This window comes from Kitasatospora phosalacinea (assembly GCF_000717185.1).
Lineage (GTDB): Bacteria > Actinomycetota > Actinomycetes > Streptomycetales > Streptomycetaceae > Kitasatospora > Kitasatospora phosalacinea_A.
Genome location: NZ_JNYE01000059.1, coordinates 1 through 18,973, shown reverse-complemented (window position 1 = coordinate 18,973; position 18,973 = coordinate 1). Strand labels below are relative to the sequence as shown.

Sequence of the window (18,973 nt, the reverse complement as noted above, 5' to 3'; positions counted from 1 at the left end):
CGGCGCCCCGCGTCCGCGGGGCGGTCGAGGTCCGGTCAGGCCGCCACCACGTCCATCGCCGCCTTGGGCGAGATGGAACCGGCCCGGTCGACACCGGGGGCCGGCAGCGGAACCGGTTCGAGCACCGGCCTCAGCAGATCACCCTCCGAGAGGGTGGCCATCGCCGCAAGTTCGGCGAGCGACAGTTCGTCGCTGACCTCCCGCATGACCTCCGACATCCGCACGTCGAGCGCGTCGCAGATGGCGGAGAGCAGCTCGGAGGACGCCTCCTTCTGACCCCGCTCGACCTCGGAGAGGTACCCGAGCGAAACCCTGGCGGCTGCCGACACCTCGCGGAGTGTGCGGCCCTGGCGCTGGCGCTGCCGACGCAGCACATCGCCCAGCAGGCGACGGAGCAGAATCATCGGTGCCTCCCTCCTCGGACTGCGGATCGAGATGTCACGACCCCACCGTACCGCCTTGCCAGCATCCCGTGCGGGGGGCGGGGTCGTGTTCACTCTGGGCTGCAAGGCGCCCCCTCCCTGATTCTTCCCCTCCGGAGCCGTCGAACCCCTCGTGACGGGTGGATGTCCGGCTCCGGACGCACGGTCGACGCCGGGTCGACGGGATTCCCCCCGGTCGGCTTCCGTCCGGCCGGAGCATCCGGTGTAACACGATCCCCCGCCTGGTGCGGTGGGTTCGCCGGTTTTCACCGCGGCCGACGGGCCGTTCGGCGAGGCTCAGGCGTCGCCCGGTGCCAGCCGCCGGAGCAGCAGCTCCAGCGCGGCGTCCACCGAGCCGTGCCGGATCGTGTCACGCCCACCCGACAACCGGAGCCGGAGCGCTTCTGTTCCCGCCGGTCCGGCGAGGGCGACGTACACGGTGCCGACGGGCTGCCCGTCCTGCGGGTCGGGGCCGGCCACGCCGGTGGTGGCCAGCGCCCAGTCGGCGCCGAGCAGGCGGCGGACGCCCTCGGCCATCTGCCGGGCCACCACCGGGTGGACCGGGCCGTGCACGTCGAGCAGGCCCTCGTCGACGCCGAGGACGGAGGCCTTCAGCTCGGTGGCGTACGCGGTGACCGAGCCGCGGAACACCGCGGAGGCGCCGGGGACGTCGACCAGGGCGGCGGCCAGCAGGCCGCCGGTGAGCGACTCGGCGACGGCCAGGGTGGCGCCGTCGGCCCGCAGCGCCGCCAGCGCCCTGGCCGCGGCCGGGCGCTCACCCACCGCGGCGCTCCTTGGCGATGCCCTCGCGGCGCAGCCGGACCGCCTGCAGCACGTAGTCCAGGCCGGTGGCCAGGGTGAGCAGCACCGCGACGCCCATCACCACGGCGCGGGCGGTGGCCAGCGGCCCGGTGAGCACCAGGACGTACATGCCGACCGCGGTGCCCTGGGCGAGGGTCTTGAGCTTGCCGCCGCGGCTGGCCGGGATGACGGCGTAGCGGATCACCCAGAACCGCATGAGCGTGATGCCGAGCTCGCGGGCCAGGATGACCACGGTGATCCACCAGGGCAGGTCGCCGAGCACGGACAGGCCGATCAGGCCGGTGCCCATGATCGCCTTGTCGGCGATCGGGTCGGCGATCCGGCCGAAGTCGGTGACCAGGCCCTTGCGGCGGGCCAGCGCCCCGTCGAAGACGTCGGTGATCATCGCGACGGCGAAGGCCGCCCAGGCGAAGGCCCGCCACTCGGGGTCGTGGCCGCCGTCGGCGAACAGCAGCGCGGCGAAGACCGGGACGAGCACCAGCCGGAACATGGTCAGCACGTTGGCGATGTTCCACACGCCCGGCTGCGGCGGGACGGCGGCCGGGGTCGGCCGGGTGGCGGCCGGGGCCCCCGGCCCCTTGGTCATACCTCGGCTCCGGCGAGCTCCGGCGCCTCGGTGGCCGCGACGGCCTCGGCGACCAGGTCGACGCCCTCGGTGCCGGTGACAACAGCCCGGTAGAACCGGCCGACCACCGCGTCCGGGGCGCCGAGCAGCGTGGTCAGGCCGTCGGTCTCGGGGGCCTGGTGCAGGGCCCGGCCCTCCACCACCCCGTCCTCGACGGATTCGACGAGGACGGTGACCTCGCTGCCGATGCGCTGCTCGGCGCGCTGCGCGGTCAGCTCCTCGGCGAGCTTGGAGAGCCGGGCGACCCGGTCGTTCACGGTGTCCTGGTCGAGCTTGCCGTCGTACCCGGCGGCCTCGGTGCCCTCCTCGTCGGAGTACCCGAACACGCCGATGGCGTCGAGCCCGGCGTGGGTGACGAACCGTTCCAGCTCCGCGTAGTCCTCCTCGCTCTCGCCGGGGAAGCCGACGATGAAGTTGGAGCGGGCCCCGGCCTCGGGGGCCTTGGCGCGGATCGACTCCAGCAGGCCGAGGAACTGCTCGGTGGAGCCGAAGCGGCGCATCCGGCGCAGCACGGCGGGCGCGGAGTGCTGGAAGGACAGGTCGAAGTACGGGACGACCTTGTCGGTGCCGGTCATCACGTCGATCAGGCCGGGGCGCATCTCGGCGGGCTGCAGGTAGCTGACCCGGACCCGCTCGATGCCCTCGACCGCGGCGATCTCGGTGAGCAGGGTCTCCAGCAGGCGGATGTCGCCGAGGTCCTTGCCGTAGGAGGTGTTGTTCTCGGAGACCAGGACGACCTCGCGCACGCCCTGCCCGGCCAGCCAGACCGCCTCGTTCAGGACGTCGCTGGGGCGGCGCGAGACGAAGGAGCCGCGGAAGGCGGGGATGGCGCAGAACGAGCAGCGGCGGTCGCAGCCGGAGGCGAGCTTGATCGAGGCGACCGGGGCGTCGTCCAGGCGCCTGCGCAGGGTGCGCGGGCCGGAGGCGGGGGCCAGGCCCTCGGGGAGGTCCGCGGGGGCGCCGTGGCCGGGCAGGGCGATCTCGGCGGCGGCGGCCTGCCGCTCGACCGGGGTGAGCGGCAGCAGCTTGCGGCGGTCGCGGGGGGTGTGGGCCTCGACGTGGCCGCCGGAGAGGATGGTGTTCAGGCGGCTGGAGATGTCGGCGTAGTCGTCGAAGCCGAGCACGCCGTCGGCTTCGGGGAGGGCCTCGGCGAGCTCCTTGCCGTAGCGCTCGGCCATGCAGCCGACGGCGACCACGGCCTGGGTGCGGCCGTGCCCCTTGAGGTCGTTGGCCTCCAGGAGGGCGTCGACGGAGTCCTTCTTGGCGGCCTCGACGAACCCGCAGGTGTTGACGACGGCGACGTCGGCCTCGCTGGCGTCGTCGACCAGTCGCCAGCCGTCGGCCTCGAGTCGCCCGGCGAGTTCCTCGGAGTCGACCTCGTTGCGGGCGCATCCGAGCGTGACCAGGGCGACAGTGCGGGTTTCAGGCATGACGCCAAGATTAACGCGCGCCCCCCGGTGGAGTTCCCCCCGGAGGGCGCGCGCGTTGCTGCGGCGGGTGGATCCGTCCCGGTTCAGCCCGCCTGCGGGTCGCCGGGGGTGTAGGTGAGGTGCACGACCTGGCCGTCCTGGCCGGCCGGGCCGAGGTCCTTGCCGTTGACGAACAGGTGGACGGCCCCGGCGTTGCCGATCACCAGGGTGATCTTCTTCGGGTCGGTGAAGGTCTGGTCCTGGCCGGCTTCCAGGTTGTTGGAGTACAGCGACTTGCCGCTGCCGTCCTTGGCGGTGACCCAGCTCTTGTCCGGCCCGGCGACCAGCTTGACGGTGACCTTGTCGGCGGGCGCGGCGGCGATCGCGGCGACGCTGTTCTCGGGGGCGGGCGGCTGCGCGGACGGGGAGCCGGTGGCCGGGGCGGAGACGCCGGAGGGCAGCGGGGCGCTGGCCGCGCCGGGCTGCTGGCCGCCGGAGGACGAGGAGCCGACCAGGTTGTAGCCGATCAGCGCGACCACGGCGAGGATCGCGACGACCATCGCGGCGGTCCAGTTCGGCCGGTTGTGGTCGCGGACCTTGATCGGGCCGGTGTCGAGCAGCTGCCCGGCGGGCCGGGCGGCGGGGCCGCCGTGCTCGGCGTCGTAGCGGGCGACCAGCGCCTCGCCGTCCAGGCCGACCTCGCGGGCCAGCAGGCGGAGGTGGCCGCGGGCGTAGAAGGCGCCGCCGCAGCGCTCGAACTCGTCGGACTCGATGGCGTGCACGATCGGCACCCGGATCCTGGTGCGGGTGCTGACCTGGTCGACCGTCAGGCCCGCGTCGATCCGGGCCCTGGCGAGCTGCCGCCCGATGCTCGGCCCGTCGGTGGTGGCACGACTCGACTCCTCGGCGGGGATGGGCGCGGAGGAGTCGGGGGCGGAGCGGCGGGGGGACTTGCCGATGGTCACTGGGCACGCCTTTCGAGCGGAGGCCACCTGCTGAGGCACCAGTCTAGGGGTGGGGGTGGAACGTTTCTCAACCGGAGGGGGCCCGAACGTGCCACAGTCTCGCAACAGAACCTGACGGGCGGTCACCGCGGCCACGGGCCGCGCGACCGCCCGCCGCCTACCCCCGGAGGGTCAGCAGTACACCGTCCAGTTCGTCGGGTTTGACCAGGACATCGCGGGCCTTGGAGCCCTCGCTGGGGCCGACGATGCCGCGGGACTCCATCAGGTCCATCAGCCGGCCCGCCTTGGCGAAGCCGACCCGCAGCTTGCGCTGGAGCATCGAGGTCGACCCGAACTGGGTGGTGACGACCAGCTCGGCGGCCTGGATCAGCAGGTCGAGGTCGTCGCCGATCTCCTCGTCGATCTCCTTCTTCGGCCCGCCGCCGACCACCACGTCGTCCCGGTAGCGGGCGGTCAGCTGGTCCTTGCAGTGCTGGACGACCTTGGCGATCTCCGCCTCGGTGACGAAGGCGCCCTGCATCCGGACCGGCTTGGAGGCGCCCATCGGCAGGAACAGCGCGTCGCCCTTGCCGATCAGCTTCTCGGCGCCGGGCTGGTCGAGGATGACCCGGGAGTCGGCCATCGCCGAGGTGGCGAAGGCCAGCCGGGACGGCACGTTGGCCTTGATCAGGCCGGTGACCACGTCCACCGAGGGGCGCTGGGTGGCCAGCACCAGGTGGATGCCCGCGGCGCGGGCGAGCTGGGTGATCCGGACCACCGAGTCCTCGACGTCGCGCGGGGCGACCATCATCAGGTCGGCCAGCTCGTCGACGATCACCAGCAGGTACGGGTAGGGCGTCAGCTCGCGCTCGCTGCCCAGCGGCGGCTGCACGGTGCCGGCCCGGACGGCGGCGTTGAAGTCGTCGACGTGCCGGAAGCCGTAGGCCGCCAGGTCGTCGTAGCGCATGTCCATCTCGCGCACCACCCACTGGAGGGCCTCGGCGGCCTTCTTCGGGTTGGTGATGATCGGCGTGATCAGGTGCGGGATGCCCTCGTACGCGGTCAGCTCGACCCGCTTGGGGTCGACCAGCACCATCCGGACCTCGTCGGGGGTGGCGCGCACCAGCACCGAGGTGATCAGGCAGTTGATGCAGGAGGACTTGCCCGCGCCGGTCGCGCCGGCCACCAGGACGTGCGGCATCTTCGCCAGGTTGGCCATCACGGTGTGGCCCTCGACGTCCTTGCCCATGCCGACCACCATCGGGTGGGTGTCCTCGGCGGCGGTGCGCGAGCGCAGCAGGTCGCCGAGGGTGACCATCTCGCGGTCCCGGTTGGGGATCTCCACGCCGACCGCGGACTTGCCGGGGATCGGCGAGATGATCCGCACGTCGGGGGTGGCCACCGCGTAGGCGATGTTCTTCGCCAGCGCGGTGATCCGCTCGACCTTCACGGCGGGACCGAGCTCGACCTCGTAGCGGGTCACCGTCGGGCCGCGGGTGAAACCGGTGACCCGCGCGTCGACCTTGAACTCGGCGAACACGCCGCTGAGTTGGGCCACCACGTCGTCGTTGATCTGGGAGCGGGCCTTGCCGGGGGCGCCGCGCTCCAGCAGGTCCAGCGGGGGCAGCGCGTAGGTGACGTCGCCGGAGAGCTGGAGCTGCTCCATCCGGGCCGGGGCCTCGCCGTGGCCCTCGGGGGCGCCGGGGCCGTCGGCGGCCCGGGCGGCGGGCACCTCGGGGCTCCAGGGCTCCTCCGGCGGCGCCGTGTTGTCCTTGACCTGGCCGAGCATGCTGGCCACCGCGGGCGAGCCGGGCACGCCGTACAGCAGCGCGCCGTCCAGGTCGGCGGCCACGCCGGCCGCGAGGTCGCGGGTCTGGTACGGGTCCTTCTCCAGGGAGAGCGGCTCGGCGTCGGGGGCGTCGTCCTCGCCCTTGCGGCGGCGGCGCCTGCGGCGGGCGGAGAGCTCGTCGCCCTCGACGGTGATCGGCAGCGCGTCCGGGTCGGCGTCCTCGGGCGGGGCGGTGGAGTACGCGCGCTCCCCGGCCGCCGCGTCGGCGTCCAGGAGCGCCTCGTCGCCGGGCAGCGGCTCGACCACGCCCAGGCGCACGCCGAGCAACCGCAGCCGCTCGGGGATGCGGTTGACCGGGGTCGCGGTGACCACCAGCAGGCCGAAGAACGCGACCAGCAGCAGCAGCGGGACGGCCAGCGGCGGGCCCGCCGCGGCCATCATCGGGGTGGACGCGGCCCAGCCGAGCAGGCCGCCGGCCTGCCGGATCCTCGTCGCGCCCGCGCCCATCGCCGGGCCGCCGCAGCCGATGTGCACCAGGCCCAGGACGCCGACCACCAGGGTGCTCAGGCCGATCGCTATCCGGCCGTTGGCCTCCGGCACCTCGGGGTGGCGCATCAGCCGGACGGCCAGGACGCCGAGCAGCAGCGGCACCAGCACGTCGAGTCGGCCGAACAGGCCGGAGACCACGTTGGTGGCGGCCTCGCCGAGCCAGCCCTGCGGGCTGAACCACGTCCCGGCGGCGGTCACCAGGGCGAGCGCCAGCAGCAGCAGCGCCACCCCGTCCTTGCGGTGCTCGGGGTGCAGGTTGCGGGCGCCGTGGCCGAAGCCGCGGAACACCGCGCCCACCGAGTGCGCCAGGCCCAGCCAGAGCGCCCGGAGGGCCCGGAAGAGTATCGGCCGCTTCGGCGGGGGCGGCGGGGCCGCCTTCTTGGCCGGGGCCGCCTTCTTCGCGGGCGCGGCCTTCTTGGCGGGCGCGGCCTTCTTCGCCGGGGCCGCCTTCCTGGCGGGCGCGCCCTTGGCCGGCCCGGGCTTGCTCGTGCGTGCGGCGGCGCTTCCGGGCGTTCGTGTGGCCATGGGGGCAGCCTACCGGCGCACCCGGGCCGCGGACATGCGCGGGCGCACTTCGGCGGGTTGTGTCACCGACCCGCCGTCAACCGCCCGGGAACCACCCGGACGGACGACCCTGACGGCCCGTCAGCCGGAGCCCGGGCGCAGCGCGTCGAGCGCCCCGCGCAGGCCGGCGATCTTCCGCTCCAGGTGCGCGGCGGTCGCCGCGGCGCCGCCGTCGGAGCCCGCCTCCAGTTGCTTGGTGAGCGCCTCGGCCTGCTCCTCGACCGCGGCCAGCCGGGCCGACAGCTCGCCCAGCAGCGCCCCGCCGATGGCCGGTTCGGCGCCCGCCTCCAGCTGCAGGCGCAGCAGCGCGGCCTGCTCCTTCAGCTGGGTGTTCTTCTGGTACAGGTCGACGAAGACGGAGACCTTGGCCCGCAGCACCCACGGGTCGAAGGGCTTGGAGATGTAGTCGACCGCACCGGCCGCGTAGCCGCGGAAGGTGTGGTGCGGACCGTGGTTGATCGCGGTCAGGAAGATGATCGGGATGTCCCTGGTCCGCTCGCGGCGCTTGATGTGCGCGGCGGTCTCGAACCCGTCCATGCCGGGCATCTGGACGTCCAGCAGGATGACCGCGAAGTCGTCGGTGAGTAGGGCCTTGAGCGCTTCCTCGCCGGAGGCGGCGCGCACCAGGGTCTGGTCGAGCGCGAAGAGGATCGCCTCCAGGGCGAGCAGGTTCTCCGGACGGTCGTCGACCAGGAGGATCTTCGCCTTCTGCACCAGGACCCGCCCTCCTGCCGGTTGTTTCCCGAGGGCCGGCACCTTCGTGCCGCCCACCACTGCCCCGGTCATGCTAGCCGTACCCCCTTGCCTGCCACAGGCCCGGTGCCGGGCGTCACCGTACGGTCACTGTTGGCAACGACGGGTGACCCTACCGGGTTCCCGCCCGCGGGTGCCAGCCGGAGCGGGCCCCCGCGGGTGGCGGTCACCTGACGGGCAGGTGCTGGCGCATCACCGCCAGCAGGTGGTCGGTCTCCACCGGCTTGGTGATGTGGTCGGTGGCGCCCGCCTGGAGGCTCTTCTCGCGGTCGCCCTTCATCGCCTTGGCGGTCAGCGCGATGATCGGCAGGCCGGAGAAGCGGGGCATCCGGCGGATGTGCTCGGTGGTCGCGTAGCCGTCCAGCTCGGGCATCATGATGTCCATCAGCACCAGGGCGACGTCCTCGTTGTGCTCCAGCATCTCGATGCCCTCGCGGCCGTTCTCCGCGTACAGCACGGTCAGGCCGTACTGCTCCAGCACGCTGGTGAGGGCGAAGACGTTGCGGATGTCGTCGTCGACGATCAGGACCCGCTCGCCGTCGAAGCGGGGCGGGGCGCCGGTCGGCCGGGCGGGTTCGCCCTGGCGCGGGACGGCCTCCTCGGCGGCGCGCGGGACGGCGGCGGGGCGGCGGCGCTCGGCGGTGGAGCGGCGGCGCTCCTCGACCAGCCCGCGGGCCTCCTGGGTCCACTGCTCGGCGGGGGTGCGGGGGGCTTCGAGGGCGCGCGGGGCGCCCGCGCGCTCCAGGGTGACCGGCTCGGGCCCCTCGCTGCGCAGCGGCAGGTAGAGGGTGAAGGCGGAACCGCGGCCGATCTCGCTCTCGACGTGGATCTCGCCGCCGAGCAGCCGGGCGATCTCCCGGCTGATCGACAGGCCCAGGCCGGTGCCGCCGTACTTGCGGCTGGTGCCGCCGTCGGCCTGCTTGAACGCCTCGAAGATCTCGCGGAGCTTGTTGCCGGGGATGCCGATGCCGGTGTCGGAGACCGAGAAGGCGATCAGCGGCTCGTCGGGGTCGGCCATGGTGCCGGACTCCAGCAGCTGCTCGCGCACGTGCTGCGGGATCTCCTGGCCCGCGACCGGGCGGATCATCAGCTCGACCGCGCCCGCGTCGGTGAACTTCACCGCGTTGGAGAGCAGGTTGCGCAGCACCTGCTGCAGGCGCTGCTCGTCGGTGTGCAGGGTCACCGGCAGGTCCGGGGAGACCCGGACCGCGAAGTCCAGGTTCTTCTCGGCGGCCAGCGGCCGGAACGCGGCCTCCACGTAGTCGACCAGCTGGACGAGGGCGATCCGGGCCGGGCGGACGTCCATCTTGCCGGCCTCGACCTTGGACAGGTCGAGGATGTCGTTGATCAGCTGGAGCAGGTCGGAGCCCGCGCCGTGGATGGTCTCGGCGAACTCGACCTGCTTGGCCGACAGGTTGCCCTCGTTGTTGTCGGAGAGCAGTTTGGCCAGGATCAGCAGCGAGTTGAGCGGGGTGCGCAGCTCGTGCGACATGTTGGCGAGGAACTCGCTCTTGTAGCGGGAGGCCAGCGCGAGCTGCTCGGCGCGCTCCTCCAGGATCTGCCGGGCCTCTTCGATCTCGCTGTTCTTGATCTCGATGTCGCGGTTCTGCTGGGCGAGTTGCTCGGCCTTCTCCTGCAACTCCTCGTTGGTGCGCTCCAGTTCCTCCTGGCGGGCCTCCAACTCGGCGGAGCGCATCGAGAGTTCGGCGGTGAGCCGCTGGGACTCCAGCAGCAGGCCCTCGGTCTTGGTGTTGACCGAGATGGTGTTGACGGTGACGCCGATCTGGTCGGCGATCTGGTTGAGGAAGTCCAGCGCGACGGTGGTGAAGCTGGAGAAGGTGGCGAGTTCGATCACGCCGAGCAGTCGGCCCTCGAACAGCACCGGCATCACCACCACGTGCGCCGGGGAGGACTCGCCGAGGCCGGAGGAGATCTTCAGGTAGCCGGGCGGGGTCTCCTTCAGGACGATCGCCCGCTTCTCCACGGCGGCCTGCCCGATCAGGCCCTCGCCGAGCCGGAAGGTGGTGGGCATGGTGCGCCGGTGGTAGCCGTAGCTGCCGATCAGGCGCAGCACGACGTCGTTCTCGTCGTCGTCCTCGGTGACGAGTTCGGCGGCCCGGCCGGCCGGCTGGGCGAGGAAGAAGGCGCCGTGCTGGGCGGAGACCACCGGGGTGAGCTCGCTCATGATCAGCGAGGCGACGGCGGACAGGTCGCGGCGGCCCTGCAGCAGGCCGGACATCCGGGCCAGGTTGGACTTGAGCCAGTCCTGCTCCTTGTTGGTCCGGGTGGTCTCGCGCAGGTTGGCGATCATCTGGTTGATGTTGTCCTTGAGCTCGTCGAGCTCGCCGGACGCGTCCACGTTGATCCGCGGCGACAGGTCGCCGCGGGTGACGGCGGTGGCGACCTGGGCGATCGCGCGCACCTGCCGGGTCAGGTTGTTGGCGAGCTCGTTCACCGACTCGGTGAGGTCCTGCCAGGTGCCGGCCACGCCGGGGACGCGGGCCTGGCCGCCGAGGCGGCCGTCGGTGCCGACCTCGCGGGCGACGCGGGTGACCTCGTCGGCGAACGCGGAGAGCTGGTCGACCATGGTGTTGATGCTGGTCTTGAGCTCCAGGATCTCGCCGCGGGCGTCCACGTCGATCTTCTGCGAGAGGTCGCCGCGGGCGACGGCGGTGATCACCAGCGCGATGTTGCGGACCTGGCCGGTGAGGTTGTTGGCCATCAGGTTGACGTTCTCGGTCAGGTCCTTCCAGATCCCGGCGACGCCGGGCACGCTGGCCTGGCCGCCCAGGATGCCGTCGGTGCCCACCTCGCGCGCGACGCGGGTGACTTCGACGGCGAAGGCCGAGAGCTGGTCGACCATGGTGTTCAGGGTGTCGGCGAGCGCGGCGACCTCGCCCGCCGCGTCGATGGCGATCTTCTTGGACAGGTCGCCGCGGGCCACCGCGGAGGCGACCTCGGCGATGTTGCGGACCTGGCTGGTCAGGTTGGACGCCATCAGGTTGACGTTGTCGGTCAGGTCGCGCCAGATGCCGGAGACGCCGGAGACCCGGGCCTGGCCGCCCAGGATGCCGTCGGTGCCGACCTCGCGGGCCACCCGGGTCACCTCGTCGGCGAACGCGGACAGCTGCTCGACCATGGTGTTGACGGTGGTGACGAGCTCGCGGATCTCGCCCTTCGCGTCGACGGTGATCTTCTTGGAGACGTCGCCGCGGGCCACCGCGGTGGTCACCTCCGCGATCGAACGCACCTGGCTGGTCAGGTTGTTGGCCATCAGGTTCACCGAGTTGGTGAGGTCCTTCCAGGTGCCGGAGACCCCCGGCACGCTGGCCTGGCCGCCGAGGATGCCCTCGGTGCCGACGTCCCGGGCGACCCGGGTGACCTCGTCCGCGAACGCCGAGAGCTGGTCGACCATCGTGTTGATGGTGTTCTTCAGCTCCTGGATCTCGCCCCGGGCGTCGACCTGGATCTTCTGCGACAGGTCGCCCTTGGCGACCGCGGTGGTGACCTGCGCGATGCCGCGGACCTGGCTGGTCAGGTTGTTCGCCATCGAGTTGACGTTCTCGGTGAGGTCCTTCCAGACCCCGGCCACGCCCGGCACCTGGGCCTGCCCGCCGAGGATGCCGTCGGTGCCCACCTCGCGGGAGACCCGGGTGACCTGCTCGGCGAAGCCGGACAGCTGGTCGACCATCGTGTTGATGGTGTTCTTCAGCTCCAGGATCTCGCCCCGGGCGTCGACCTCGATCTTGCGCGAGAGGTCGCCCTTGGCGACCGCCGTGGTCACCTCGGCGATGTTGCGGACCTGCGCGGTCAGGTTGGCCGCCATGAAGTTCACCGAGTCGGTCAGGTCGCGCCACACGCCGGCCACGCCCGACACCTGCGCCTGGCCGCCGAGCCGGCCCTCGGTGCCCACGTCGCGGGCCACCGTGGTGACCTGCGCGGCGAAGGAGTTGAGCTGGTCCACCATGGTGTTGACGGTGTTCTTCAGCTCCAGCATCTCGCCGTCGACGTCCACCGTGACCTTGCGCGACAGGTCGCCGCGGGCCACCGCGGTGGTCACCTCGGCGATGTTGCGGACCTGCGCGGTCAGCCGCCCGGCCATGGTGTTGACCGAGTCCGACAGGTCCTTCCAGGAGCCGGAGACGCTGCGCACCCGGGCCTGGCCGCCGAGCTTGCCCTCGGTGCCGACCTCGATCGCCACCCGGGTCACCTCGTCGGTGAACTCCGACAGCTGGTCGACCAGGCCGTTGACCGTCCGGCCGACCTTCAGGAACTCGCCGCGCAGCGGGTAGCTGGCCCCGGTGGTGTGCAGCGAGCGCAGCTCCATGGTCTGCGTCAGGTCGCCCTCGGCGATCGAGGACAGCACCCGGCCGACCTCGGCCATCGGCCGGGCCAGGTCGTCGATCAGCGCGTTGCAGTTGTCGACGGCCGCCATCCAGGCGCCCTCGCCGACGCCGCTCTCCAGCCGCTCGGAGAGCCGGCCCTCGCGGCCCACCGCCCGGCGCACCCGGGCCAGTTCGCCGGTCAGGTGCTGGTTGCGGTCGGCGACCTCGTTGAACACCGCGGCGATCTCGGCCAGCAGGCCGTCGCCGGGGAAGGTCAGCCGGCGGCGGAAGTTGCCGTCCCGCATCGCGGTCAGTGCGGTCAGCAGCTTGCGCAGCTCCGCGGGCTCCGCGCCGCGCCCCGGGCCAGGGCGCCGCCCGCCGCCGGCCCGCGACGGCGGCACCGGGCGGGCGCCGCGCGCAGCGGCGGTCGTCGTACCGGACACGTCCTTGGTCGCCGAACTCAACGGGGCCCTCCCAGGTCCTGACTCGGTTCACCGCCGCGGGAGGAGAAGGCGTCCGGCCGTCGCTCCCGCGCCGTCCCTGTCGACCGTACTGCGGCGGTGACGGCACGCGGACCCCCCAGTGTGACAGCACTGGCACCCGGTGTCGGACCGGTTGCGGAGGGTTTTCCCGGCGAGCAGGGAAAGTGGTGAACGAAATCACCCCCAGGTGCCTGTTTCGGCGCCCCGGCCCCACTGGGTACCAACCGGAAAGTAGGGTGGAGGGCCGCACCGGGCCGAGGCGACGCCGCCCCGCGTCCGCCGCACCACCCGTAACCGTCCGCCCCGGCGATCCACCGGACCAGCAGCAGAGGAGACGTGGCCGTGGTCACCGCGCGCGCAGCCGCCACCTTCGAACCGGTCGACCGGTCGGCCGCCGCAGCCCGCGGCTTCGTCCGGGACGCCCTGCTCGGGTGGGGCGTGCCCGAGGTGGTGGACGACGCCGTGGTGCTGGTCAGCGAGCTGGTCACCAACGCGGTGGTGCACGCCGGGACGGCCGCCGAGGTGGCCTGCCTGCGCGAGGAGGAGACCGTCCGGATCGAGGTCAGCGACCGGCACCCGGAGCGCGGCCTGCCCTCCTTCGCCAACGTGACGATGAACTCCGAGCGGTACGCCGACCCGGACGGCGAGGGCGGCCGCGGCCTGCTGATGTGCTCGGCGCTGTCCAGCAGCTGGGGCGTGGAGTACGCGGCCGGCCGCAAGACCGTCTGGTTCCGCCTCGCCCTGCCCGAGCAGCGCCCCGGCACCCGGTACGCGCTGCCCAGCCTGCCCGGCGGCGAACTCCCGGCCGCGGACGGGCCGGTGCGGGTCGCCGTGGTGCAGCTCGACGACCACGGGCGGGTGCGGCACTGGAACGCCGACGCCGAGTCGCTCTTCCACCGGCCCGCGGACGCCGTCTTCGGCCGCCCCTGGGCCGAACTGGCCGTCTGGCCGCAGACCCCCGGCCTCGGCCTCGGCGACACCCTGCGGCTGGCCCGCTGGGAGGGCTCGTACGCGGTGCGCGGCGGCGACGGCGCGGTGCAGGAGGTGTACGGCACCCACGTGCGGCTGCGCGACAGCGGCGGCACCCCGACCGTGCTGTGCGTGCTGGTGCGGGAGGCCGACCGCGCGGTGCTGCGCACCCCCGGCACGCCCGGCAGCGCCGTGGAGGGCGCCGCCACCGCCGTCGAGCCGCTGGACCTGCTGGTCGGCCCGGTCTCCCCCGACGACCTGTCCAGCCTGCTGCAGCGGATCGTCGAGCGCGCCCGCGACCTGCTGGACGCCGACGCCTCCTACCTGCTGCTCACCAGCGAGGACGAGACCGAGTTCGAACTGCGCGCCGCCACCGGCCTGTCCGGCCCGTCCCGGCGCTTCTCCCGGATGCCGATCGACGCCGGTGCGGGCCGCTTCGACTCGGCCCGGCTGCCCGCCGTCCACGAGGACCTGGCGGTCCGCCCGACCGGCGCCGCCCCGCTGCTCGACGGCACCGAGCTGCGCTCGCTGATCACCGTCCCGCTCAAGGTCGAGGGCCGCCTGACCGGCTCGCTCGGGGTGGCCGCGGCCGCCCCCGGCCGCTACGACAACGAGGACGCGCTGCGCCTGCAGTTCGCCGCCGACCGGATCGCGCTGGCCCTGGAGAGCGCCCGGCTGAGCGAGTTGGAGCGGCTGCGGCGCGGCTCGCTGTCCTTCCTGGTGGAGGCCTCCGACCTGCTGGCCGGCACCCTGGAGCACGAGCAGACGCTCGCCCTGATGGCGCAGATGGCCGTCCCCACCCTCTCCTCCTGGTGCGCCGTCTACACCACGCCGGACGTGGCGGCGGGCGCCGAACTCGCCTTCGTGCTGCACGAGGACGAGGACCGGATCGACGCGCTGCGCGCCCTGCTCGACAAGTCCCCCGCCCCGGAGGCGGTGCCCAGCCCCGGCGCCCGCCCGTGGACGGCGCCCGCCGAGACCGCCCGGGCGCTCGGGCACCCGGTCGGCCCGGACCTCGGCGAGACGGTGGTGCTGCCGCTGTCCGCCCGCAACCGGGTGATCGGCCTGCTGGTGCTCGGCACCCGGCGCGGCGTCCGGTTCCGCCAGGAGATCCTGGAGCTCGGCGAGGACCTCTCCCGCCGGGCCGCCCTGGCCCTGGACAACTCCCGCCTGTACTCCGAGCGCACCGCCACCAGCCAGGCCTTCCAGCGCGCCCTGCTGCCCCCGGAGCTGCCGAAGATCCCGGGCGTCGAGGTGGAGGTCTTCTACCAGGCCGCGGGCGAGGGCAACGAGGTCGGCGGCGACTTCTACGACCTGTTCCCGATCCGCGAGGGCACCTACGGCTTCGCGATCGGCGACGTCTGCGGCACCGGCCCGGAGGCCGCCTCGGTCACCGGCCTGGCCCGCCACTCGCTGCGCCTGCTGGCCCGCGAGGGCCTGAGCGCCCCGCAGGTCCTGACCCGGCTGAACGCGGCGATCCTGGACGAGGGCAGCCGGGCCCGCTTCCTGACCCTGCTGTACGGCGAGCTGACGCCCCGCGAGGACGGCTCGACCGTCCTGTCGCTGGTCTGCGCCGGCCACCCGCTGCCGCTGCGGCTGCGCACCGACGGGCAGGTCGACCAGGCCGCCTCGCCGCAGCCGCTGCTCGGCGTGATGGACGAACTCGACCTGACCGCCGAGGAGTTGGTGCTCGCCCCGGGCGAGGTGCTGCTGTGCGTGACGGACGGCGTGACCGAGCGCCGGGAGGGCCGCCGGATGCTCGGCGACGACGGCCTGGCCGAGGTGCTGACCGGCTGCGCGGGCCTGACCGCGGGCGCGGTCGCGGCCCGGGTGCACCGGGCGGTGGAGCGCTTCGCGCCCGAGCCGCCGTCCGACGACATGGCGATCCTGACGCTGCGCATTCCGACCCAGCGCCGGAACTGACCGAGTCGCCCGCCCGAACTGGTCACGGTTTGCTCACACTTGCTCATTCTGCGTGATTCACAAGGGTACAAAACCGGGGCGCCGGGTACACCGTAAGCACCGGGGGCTTCCACCCCGGAGGGCATGACCGGCGGCCGCGCCGCCGGTTCTCTCGTTCGCCGCAGCCGCCGCACCCTCTCTCCGGTGCGCCCACGACCCGGCACCCGGCACCACCTCGCACGCACCCACTTTTCACCGTGATCCCGCCATGCCCTGGCGCAGAGTGAAAGGAGCCTCCGGTGAGCAATGAAGCCTCCGGGGCGAACGCCCGATCCGCTGACGCGGGTCCGCTCGGTTACCTGGCCCTCGGTCTGACTCTGCTGGCGTACGGCCTGCTCGGCACGGGTGTCCTCAGCGGCACCTCGGCCGGCGGCGCCTCCTCGCTGGCCCACCTGGTCGGCGGCGTGACGCTGTTCGTCGCCGGCCTCTGGCAGTTCCGCGGCGGCGACCGCTTCAGCGGCACCGCGTTCACCACCCTGGGCGCCTTCTGGGCGACCTGGGCCGCGGCCGGCCCGGCCGTCGGCAAGAACTCCGCGGGCCTGTTCCTGCTGCTGTGGGCGCTGCTGGCGCTCACCCTGACCGCCGCCTCCTGGGGCGCCGGCCAGCTCACCCGCGCCGTCTACGGCCTGCTGACCGTCTCCCTGGTGCTCAGCGCCATCGGGGTGTTCAGCGAGGCCAGCGGCTGGGGCAAGGTCGGCGGCTGGGTCGCCGCCGTCTCCGGCCTGGCCGCCTGGTACTCGGCCACCGCCGAACTGACCGGCGGCCGCTGGGGCAAGGTCGCCCTGCCGGTCAAGTAGTCGGACCACCGCAGCACCGCACCACCCGCTCGCTGCTCGTCCCGGAGCCCGGACGCCACCCCCACGGCGCCCGGGCTCCGGCATGTCCGCAGGTCAACTCCCGTTTGCGATCATTCACTTGACAGGGCTGACGGCCCTTCAGTTCTATAGTGCTAGGAACCTAGATAAATGAGGTTGCGGTGATCGAGTTCCGCATCGAGCCCCGGTCCGGCGTCGCCCCCTACCTGCAACTGGTCCACCAGGTGCGGCAGGCGCTGCGCCTGGGCCTGCTGTCCGAGGGGGACCGGCTGCCGAAGGTCAAGGATGTCGCGGCCAAGGTCGCGATCAACCCCAACACCGTGCTCAAGGCGTACCGCCAGTTGGAGAACGAGGGGCTCGTCTCCCCCAAGCCCGGCGTCGGCACCTTCGTCAGCGGCACCCTCGGCGCCCCCGCGGTGTCCGAACACGAGCCGCTGCGGCGGGAGTTGATCCGCTGGCTGGCCGCCGCCCGGGCCGCCGGGCTGGACGAGGAGTCCATCGAGGCGCTGTTCCGCCAGACCGTCCGAAGTCCCACCGAAGAGGAGCGATGACCGCGATCGTCGAAGCCCGGGCGCTGCACAAGCGCTACGGCCGCCGCCCGGCCCTCACCGACTGCACGCTGAGCGTCCCGGCCGGGAGCGTCGTCGGCCTGGTCGGCCCGAACGGCGCCGGGAAGTCCACCCTGCTGCAGCTCGCCTGCGGCCTGCTCACCCCGACCAGCGGCACCATCGAGGTGTTCGGCGCCCCGCCCGGCCAGCTCGCCCGGGTCGGCTTCGTCGCCCAGGACACCCCCCTCTACCCGGCGCTCACCGTCGCCGACCACCTGCGGCTGGGCGCCCGGCTCAACCCCCGCTGGGACGCCGCCCTCGCCGAGCGCCGCGTCCGGCAGGCCGGACTCGACCCCGCCCAGAAGACCGGCCGCCTCTCCGGCGGCCAGCGCGCCCAGCTCGCCCTCGCCCTGGCCGTCGCCAAACGGCCCGAACTCCTGCTGCTGGACGAACCGGTGGCCGCCCTCGACCCGCTGGCCCGGCGCGCCTTCCTGCAGGGCCTGATGGAGTTCGTCGCCGAGGCCGAACCGCAGGCCACCGTGCTGCTCTCCTCCCACCTGCTCTCCGACCTGGAACGGGTCTGCGACCACCTGGTCGTGCTCGCCGACTCCCGGGTCCGCGCCCAGGGCGGCATCGACGACCTGCTCGCCACCCACTTCCGGCTCACCACCGCCCGCCGCGACGCCGACACCCTGCCCGCCGCCCTGCACGTCCTGCGCGCCGAGCACACCGAACGGCAGAGCACCTTCACCGTCCGCGCCGAGGCGCACCTCGACGACCCGTCCTGGGTGATGGAACCGCTCGGCCTGGAGGACCTCGTCCTGCACCACATGTCCGCCCCGTCCGCCCCGTCCGCGCCCGCCGACCCCCGTCCCGTACCGGAGCCGCAACGATGACCTGGCTGACCTGGCGCCAGCAGCGCGCCCAGTTCCTCGCCGCCGCCGCCGTACTCGTCCTCGCCGCCGCCTACCTGCTGGTGGACGGCGTCCGGCTGCGCCACCAGATCCACGGCCTGCCCACCGACTGCGGCATCAACGCGTGCTTCGACCTGGAACGGGTGATCAGCAGCAAGCGCAACGCCTACCTCGCCGCCGGCGCGCTCGTGCTGCTCGCCCCCGCACTGATCGGCGCGTTCTGGGGCGCCCCGCTGATCGCCCGCGAACTGGAGACCGGCACCCACCGGACGGTCTGGAACCAGAGCGTCCCGCGCGGCCGCTGGCTGGCCGCCAAACTGCTGCTCACCACTGCCGCCGCGGTCCTCGTCACCGGCCTGCTCAGCCTGCTGGTGACCTGGTACGCCGCCCCGTTCGACCGCTTCGACCGCGACCGCTTCCAGCCGCTGCTGTTCGACCTGCGCGGCCTCGTCCCGCTCGGCTACGCCGCCTTCGCGGTCGCGCTCGGCACCTGCACCGGCCTGTTCCTGCGTCGCACCCTCGCCGCGATGGCCGTCACGCTGGCCGTCTTCACCGCCGTCCAGGTCCTGGTGCCGCTGGCCGTCCGCCCGCACCTGCAGCAGCCCGTCCACGAACTGGCCGCCCTGGACAAGGGGCCGGGCCGCCTGGGCTCGTTCGCCGGCTTCGAGACCCCGAGCGGCCACCTCGGCCCGGACGCCCGCATGCTCGCCACCTTCGACGTCCCCGACGGCTGGGTGCTCTCCGACCGCACCCCGCTGCCCGTGCGCGACGCCACCGGCCGCGTCCTCACCCTCGCCTCCCAGCCCTGCCCGCGCTCCGACGAACACCCCCCGGACAGCGCCTGCCTGGCCGAGGCCGACCTGTACGTCGCCGTCGACTACCAGCCCGCCGACCGCTACTGGACCTTCCAACTCGCCGAGACCGGCCTCTACCTCGCCCTCGCCGCCGCCCTCGCCGCCCTCACCTCCTGGCGCCTGCGCCGCCTCGGCTGACAGTGAGGATGTGTAGTGGCTCCTCCGGCGGGTCTGACCCACCGGCTGACCGACGCCGACTGGCTGTCCTCCAGCGGATTTGTCGGCCC

Annotated in this window: 13 protein-coding genes; 5 read left to right on the top strand and 8 right to left on the bottom strand. The window is 73.2% G+C overall.

The features are described from left to right. Positions 1-35 precede the first annotated feature (35 nt). The 8 genes from OO57_RS23725 to OO57_RS23690 all read right to left on the bottom strand — a co-directional run bounded on the left by OO57_RS23725 (position 36) and on the right by OO57_RS23690 (position 12,507). Positions 36-404, bottom strand: coding sequence for a helix-turn-helix domain-containing protein (locus OO57_RS23725; RefSeq protein WP_033254644.1), 369 nt, complete (start codon positions 402-404; stop codon positions 36-38). Between the two features lie 315 nt (positions 405-719). Beyond that, entirely contained in the window at positions 720-1,205 is a 486-nt protein-coding gene (locus OO57_RS23720; protein WP_051778155.1) for a CinA family protein, read from the bottom strand. Continuing rightward, positions 1,198-1,830, bottom strand: coding sequence for a CDP-diacylglycerol--glycerol-3-phosphate 3-phosphatidyltransferase (gene pgsA / locus OO57_RS23715; protein ID WP_033254643.1), 633 nt, complete (start codon positions 1,828-1,830; stop codon positions 1,198-1,200). The genes OO57_RS23720 and pgsA overlap by 8 nt, the downstream gene beginning before the upstream one ends. Further along, positions 1,827-3,299, bottom strand: coding sequence for a 30S ribosomal protein S12 methylthiotransferase RimO (gene rimO / locus OO57_RS23710; RefSeq protein ID WP_033254642.1), 1,473 nt, complete (start codon positions 3,297-3,299; stop codon positions 1,827-1,829). The genes pgsA and rimO overlap by 4 nt, the downstream gene beginning before the upstream one ends. An 83-nt stretch (positions 3,300-3,382) precedes the next feature. Continuing rightward, positions 3,383-4,243, bottom strand: coding sequence for a helix-turn-helix domain-containing protein (locus tag OO57_RS23705; RefSeq protein WP_234337469.1), 861 nt, complete (start codon positions 4,241-4,243; stop codon positions 3,383-3,385). Positions 4,244-4,400: 157 nt separating this feature from the next. Continuing rightward, positions 4,401-7,085 (bottom strand): DNA translocase FtsK, encoded by a 2,685-nt coding sequence (locus OO57_RS23700; protein ID WP_033254641.1) that lies wholly within the window; start codon positions 7,083-7,085, stop codon positions 4,401-4,403. Between the two features lie 120 nt (positions 7,086-7,205). Then, a complete protein-coding gene (locus OO57_RS23695; RefSeq protein WP_033254663.1) occupies positions 7,206-7,841 on the bottom strand; it encodes a response regulator in 636 nt (211 codons plus the stop codon). Positions 7,842-8,043: 202 nt separating this feature from the next. Then, positions 8,044-12,507: a HAMP domain-containing protein gene (locus OO57_RS23690; protein WP_051778159.1), complete on the bottom strand. Its 4,464-nt coding sequence runs from the start codon at positions 12,505-12,507 to the stop codon at positions 8,044-8,046. 519 nt (positions 12,508-13,026) lie between these two features. Here OO57_RS23690 and OO57_RS23685 point away from each other — a divergent pair. From OO57_RS23685 to OO57_RS23665, 5 genes are all read left to right on the top strand, one after another. After that, positions 13,027-15,576, top strand: a complete 2,550-nt coding sequence (locus tag OO57_RS23685; RefSeq protein WP_033254661.1) for a SpoIIE family protein phosphatase — start codon at positions 13,027-13,029, stop codon at positions 15,574-15,576. A 278-nt stretch (positions 15,577-15,854) separates the two neighbouring features. Beyond that, positions 15,855-16,412, top strand: a complete 558-nt coding sequence (locus tag OO57_RS23680; RefSeq protein ID WP_033254640.1) for an acetate uptake transporter — start codon at positions 15,855-15,857, stop codon at positions 16,410-16,412. 179 nt (positions 16,413-16,591) lie between these two features. Then, positions 16,592-16,981, top strand: coding sequence for a GntR family transcriptional regulator (locus OO57_RS23675; RefSeq protein WP_033254639.1), 390 nt, complete (start codon positions 16,592-16,594; stop codon positions 16,979-16,981). Further along, a complete protein-coding gene (locus OO57_RS23670; RefSeq protein WP_033254638.1) occupies positions 16,978-17,874 on the top strand; it encodes an ABC transporter ATP-binding protein in 897 nt (298 codons plus the stop codon). The genes OO57_RS23675 and OO57_RS23670 overlap by 4 nt, the downstream gene beginning before the upstream one ends. Continuing rightward, entirely contained in the window at positions 17,871-18,884 is a 1,014-nt protein-coding gene (locus OO57_RS23665) for an ABC transporter permease (RefSeq protein ID WP_033254637.1), read from the top strand. Before OO57_RS23670 ends, OO57_RS23665 begins: the two co-directional genes overlap by 4 nt. Positions 18,885-18,973 lie beyond the last annotated feature (89 nt).

Coding starts and splice junctions, on each gene's coding strand:
- OO57_RS23725 (WP_033254644.1), bottom strand. CDS start 404: ATGATTCTGCTCCGTCGCCTGCTGGGCGATGTGCTGCGTCGGCAGCGC.
- OO57_RS23700 (WP_033254641.1), bottom strand. CDS start 7,085: ATGGCCACACGAACGCCCGGAAGCGCCGCCGCACGCACGAGCAAGCCC.
- OO57_RS23690 (WP_051778159.1), bottom strand. CDS start 12,507: ATGCGGGACGGCAACTTCCGCCGCCGGCTGACCTTCCCCGGCGACGGC.
- rimO (WP_033254642.1), bottom strand. CDS start 3,299: ATGCCTGAAACCCGCACTGTCGCCCTGGTCACGCTCGGATGCGCCCGC.
- OO57_RS23670 (WP_033254638.1), top strand. CDS start 16,978: ATGACCGCGATCGTCGAAGCCCGGGCGCTGCACAAGCGCTACGGCCGC.
- OO57_RS23665 (WP_033254637.1), top strand. CDS start 17,871: ATGACCTGGCTGACCTGGCGCCAGCAGCGCGCCCAGTTCCTCGCCGCC.
- pgsA (WP_033254643.1), bottom strand. CDS start 1,830: ATGACCAAGGGGCCGGGGGCCCCGGCCGCCACCCGGCCGACCCCGGCC.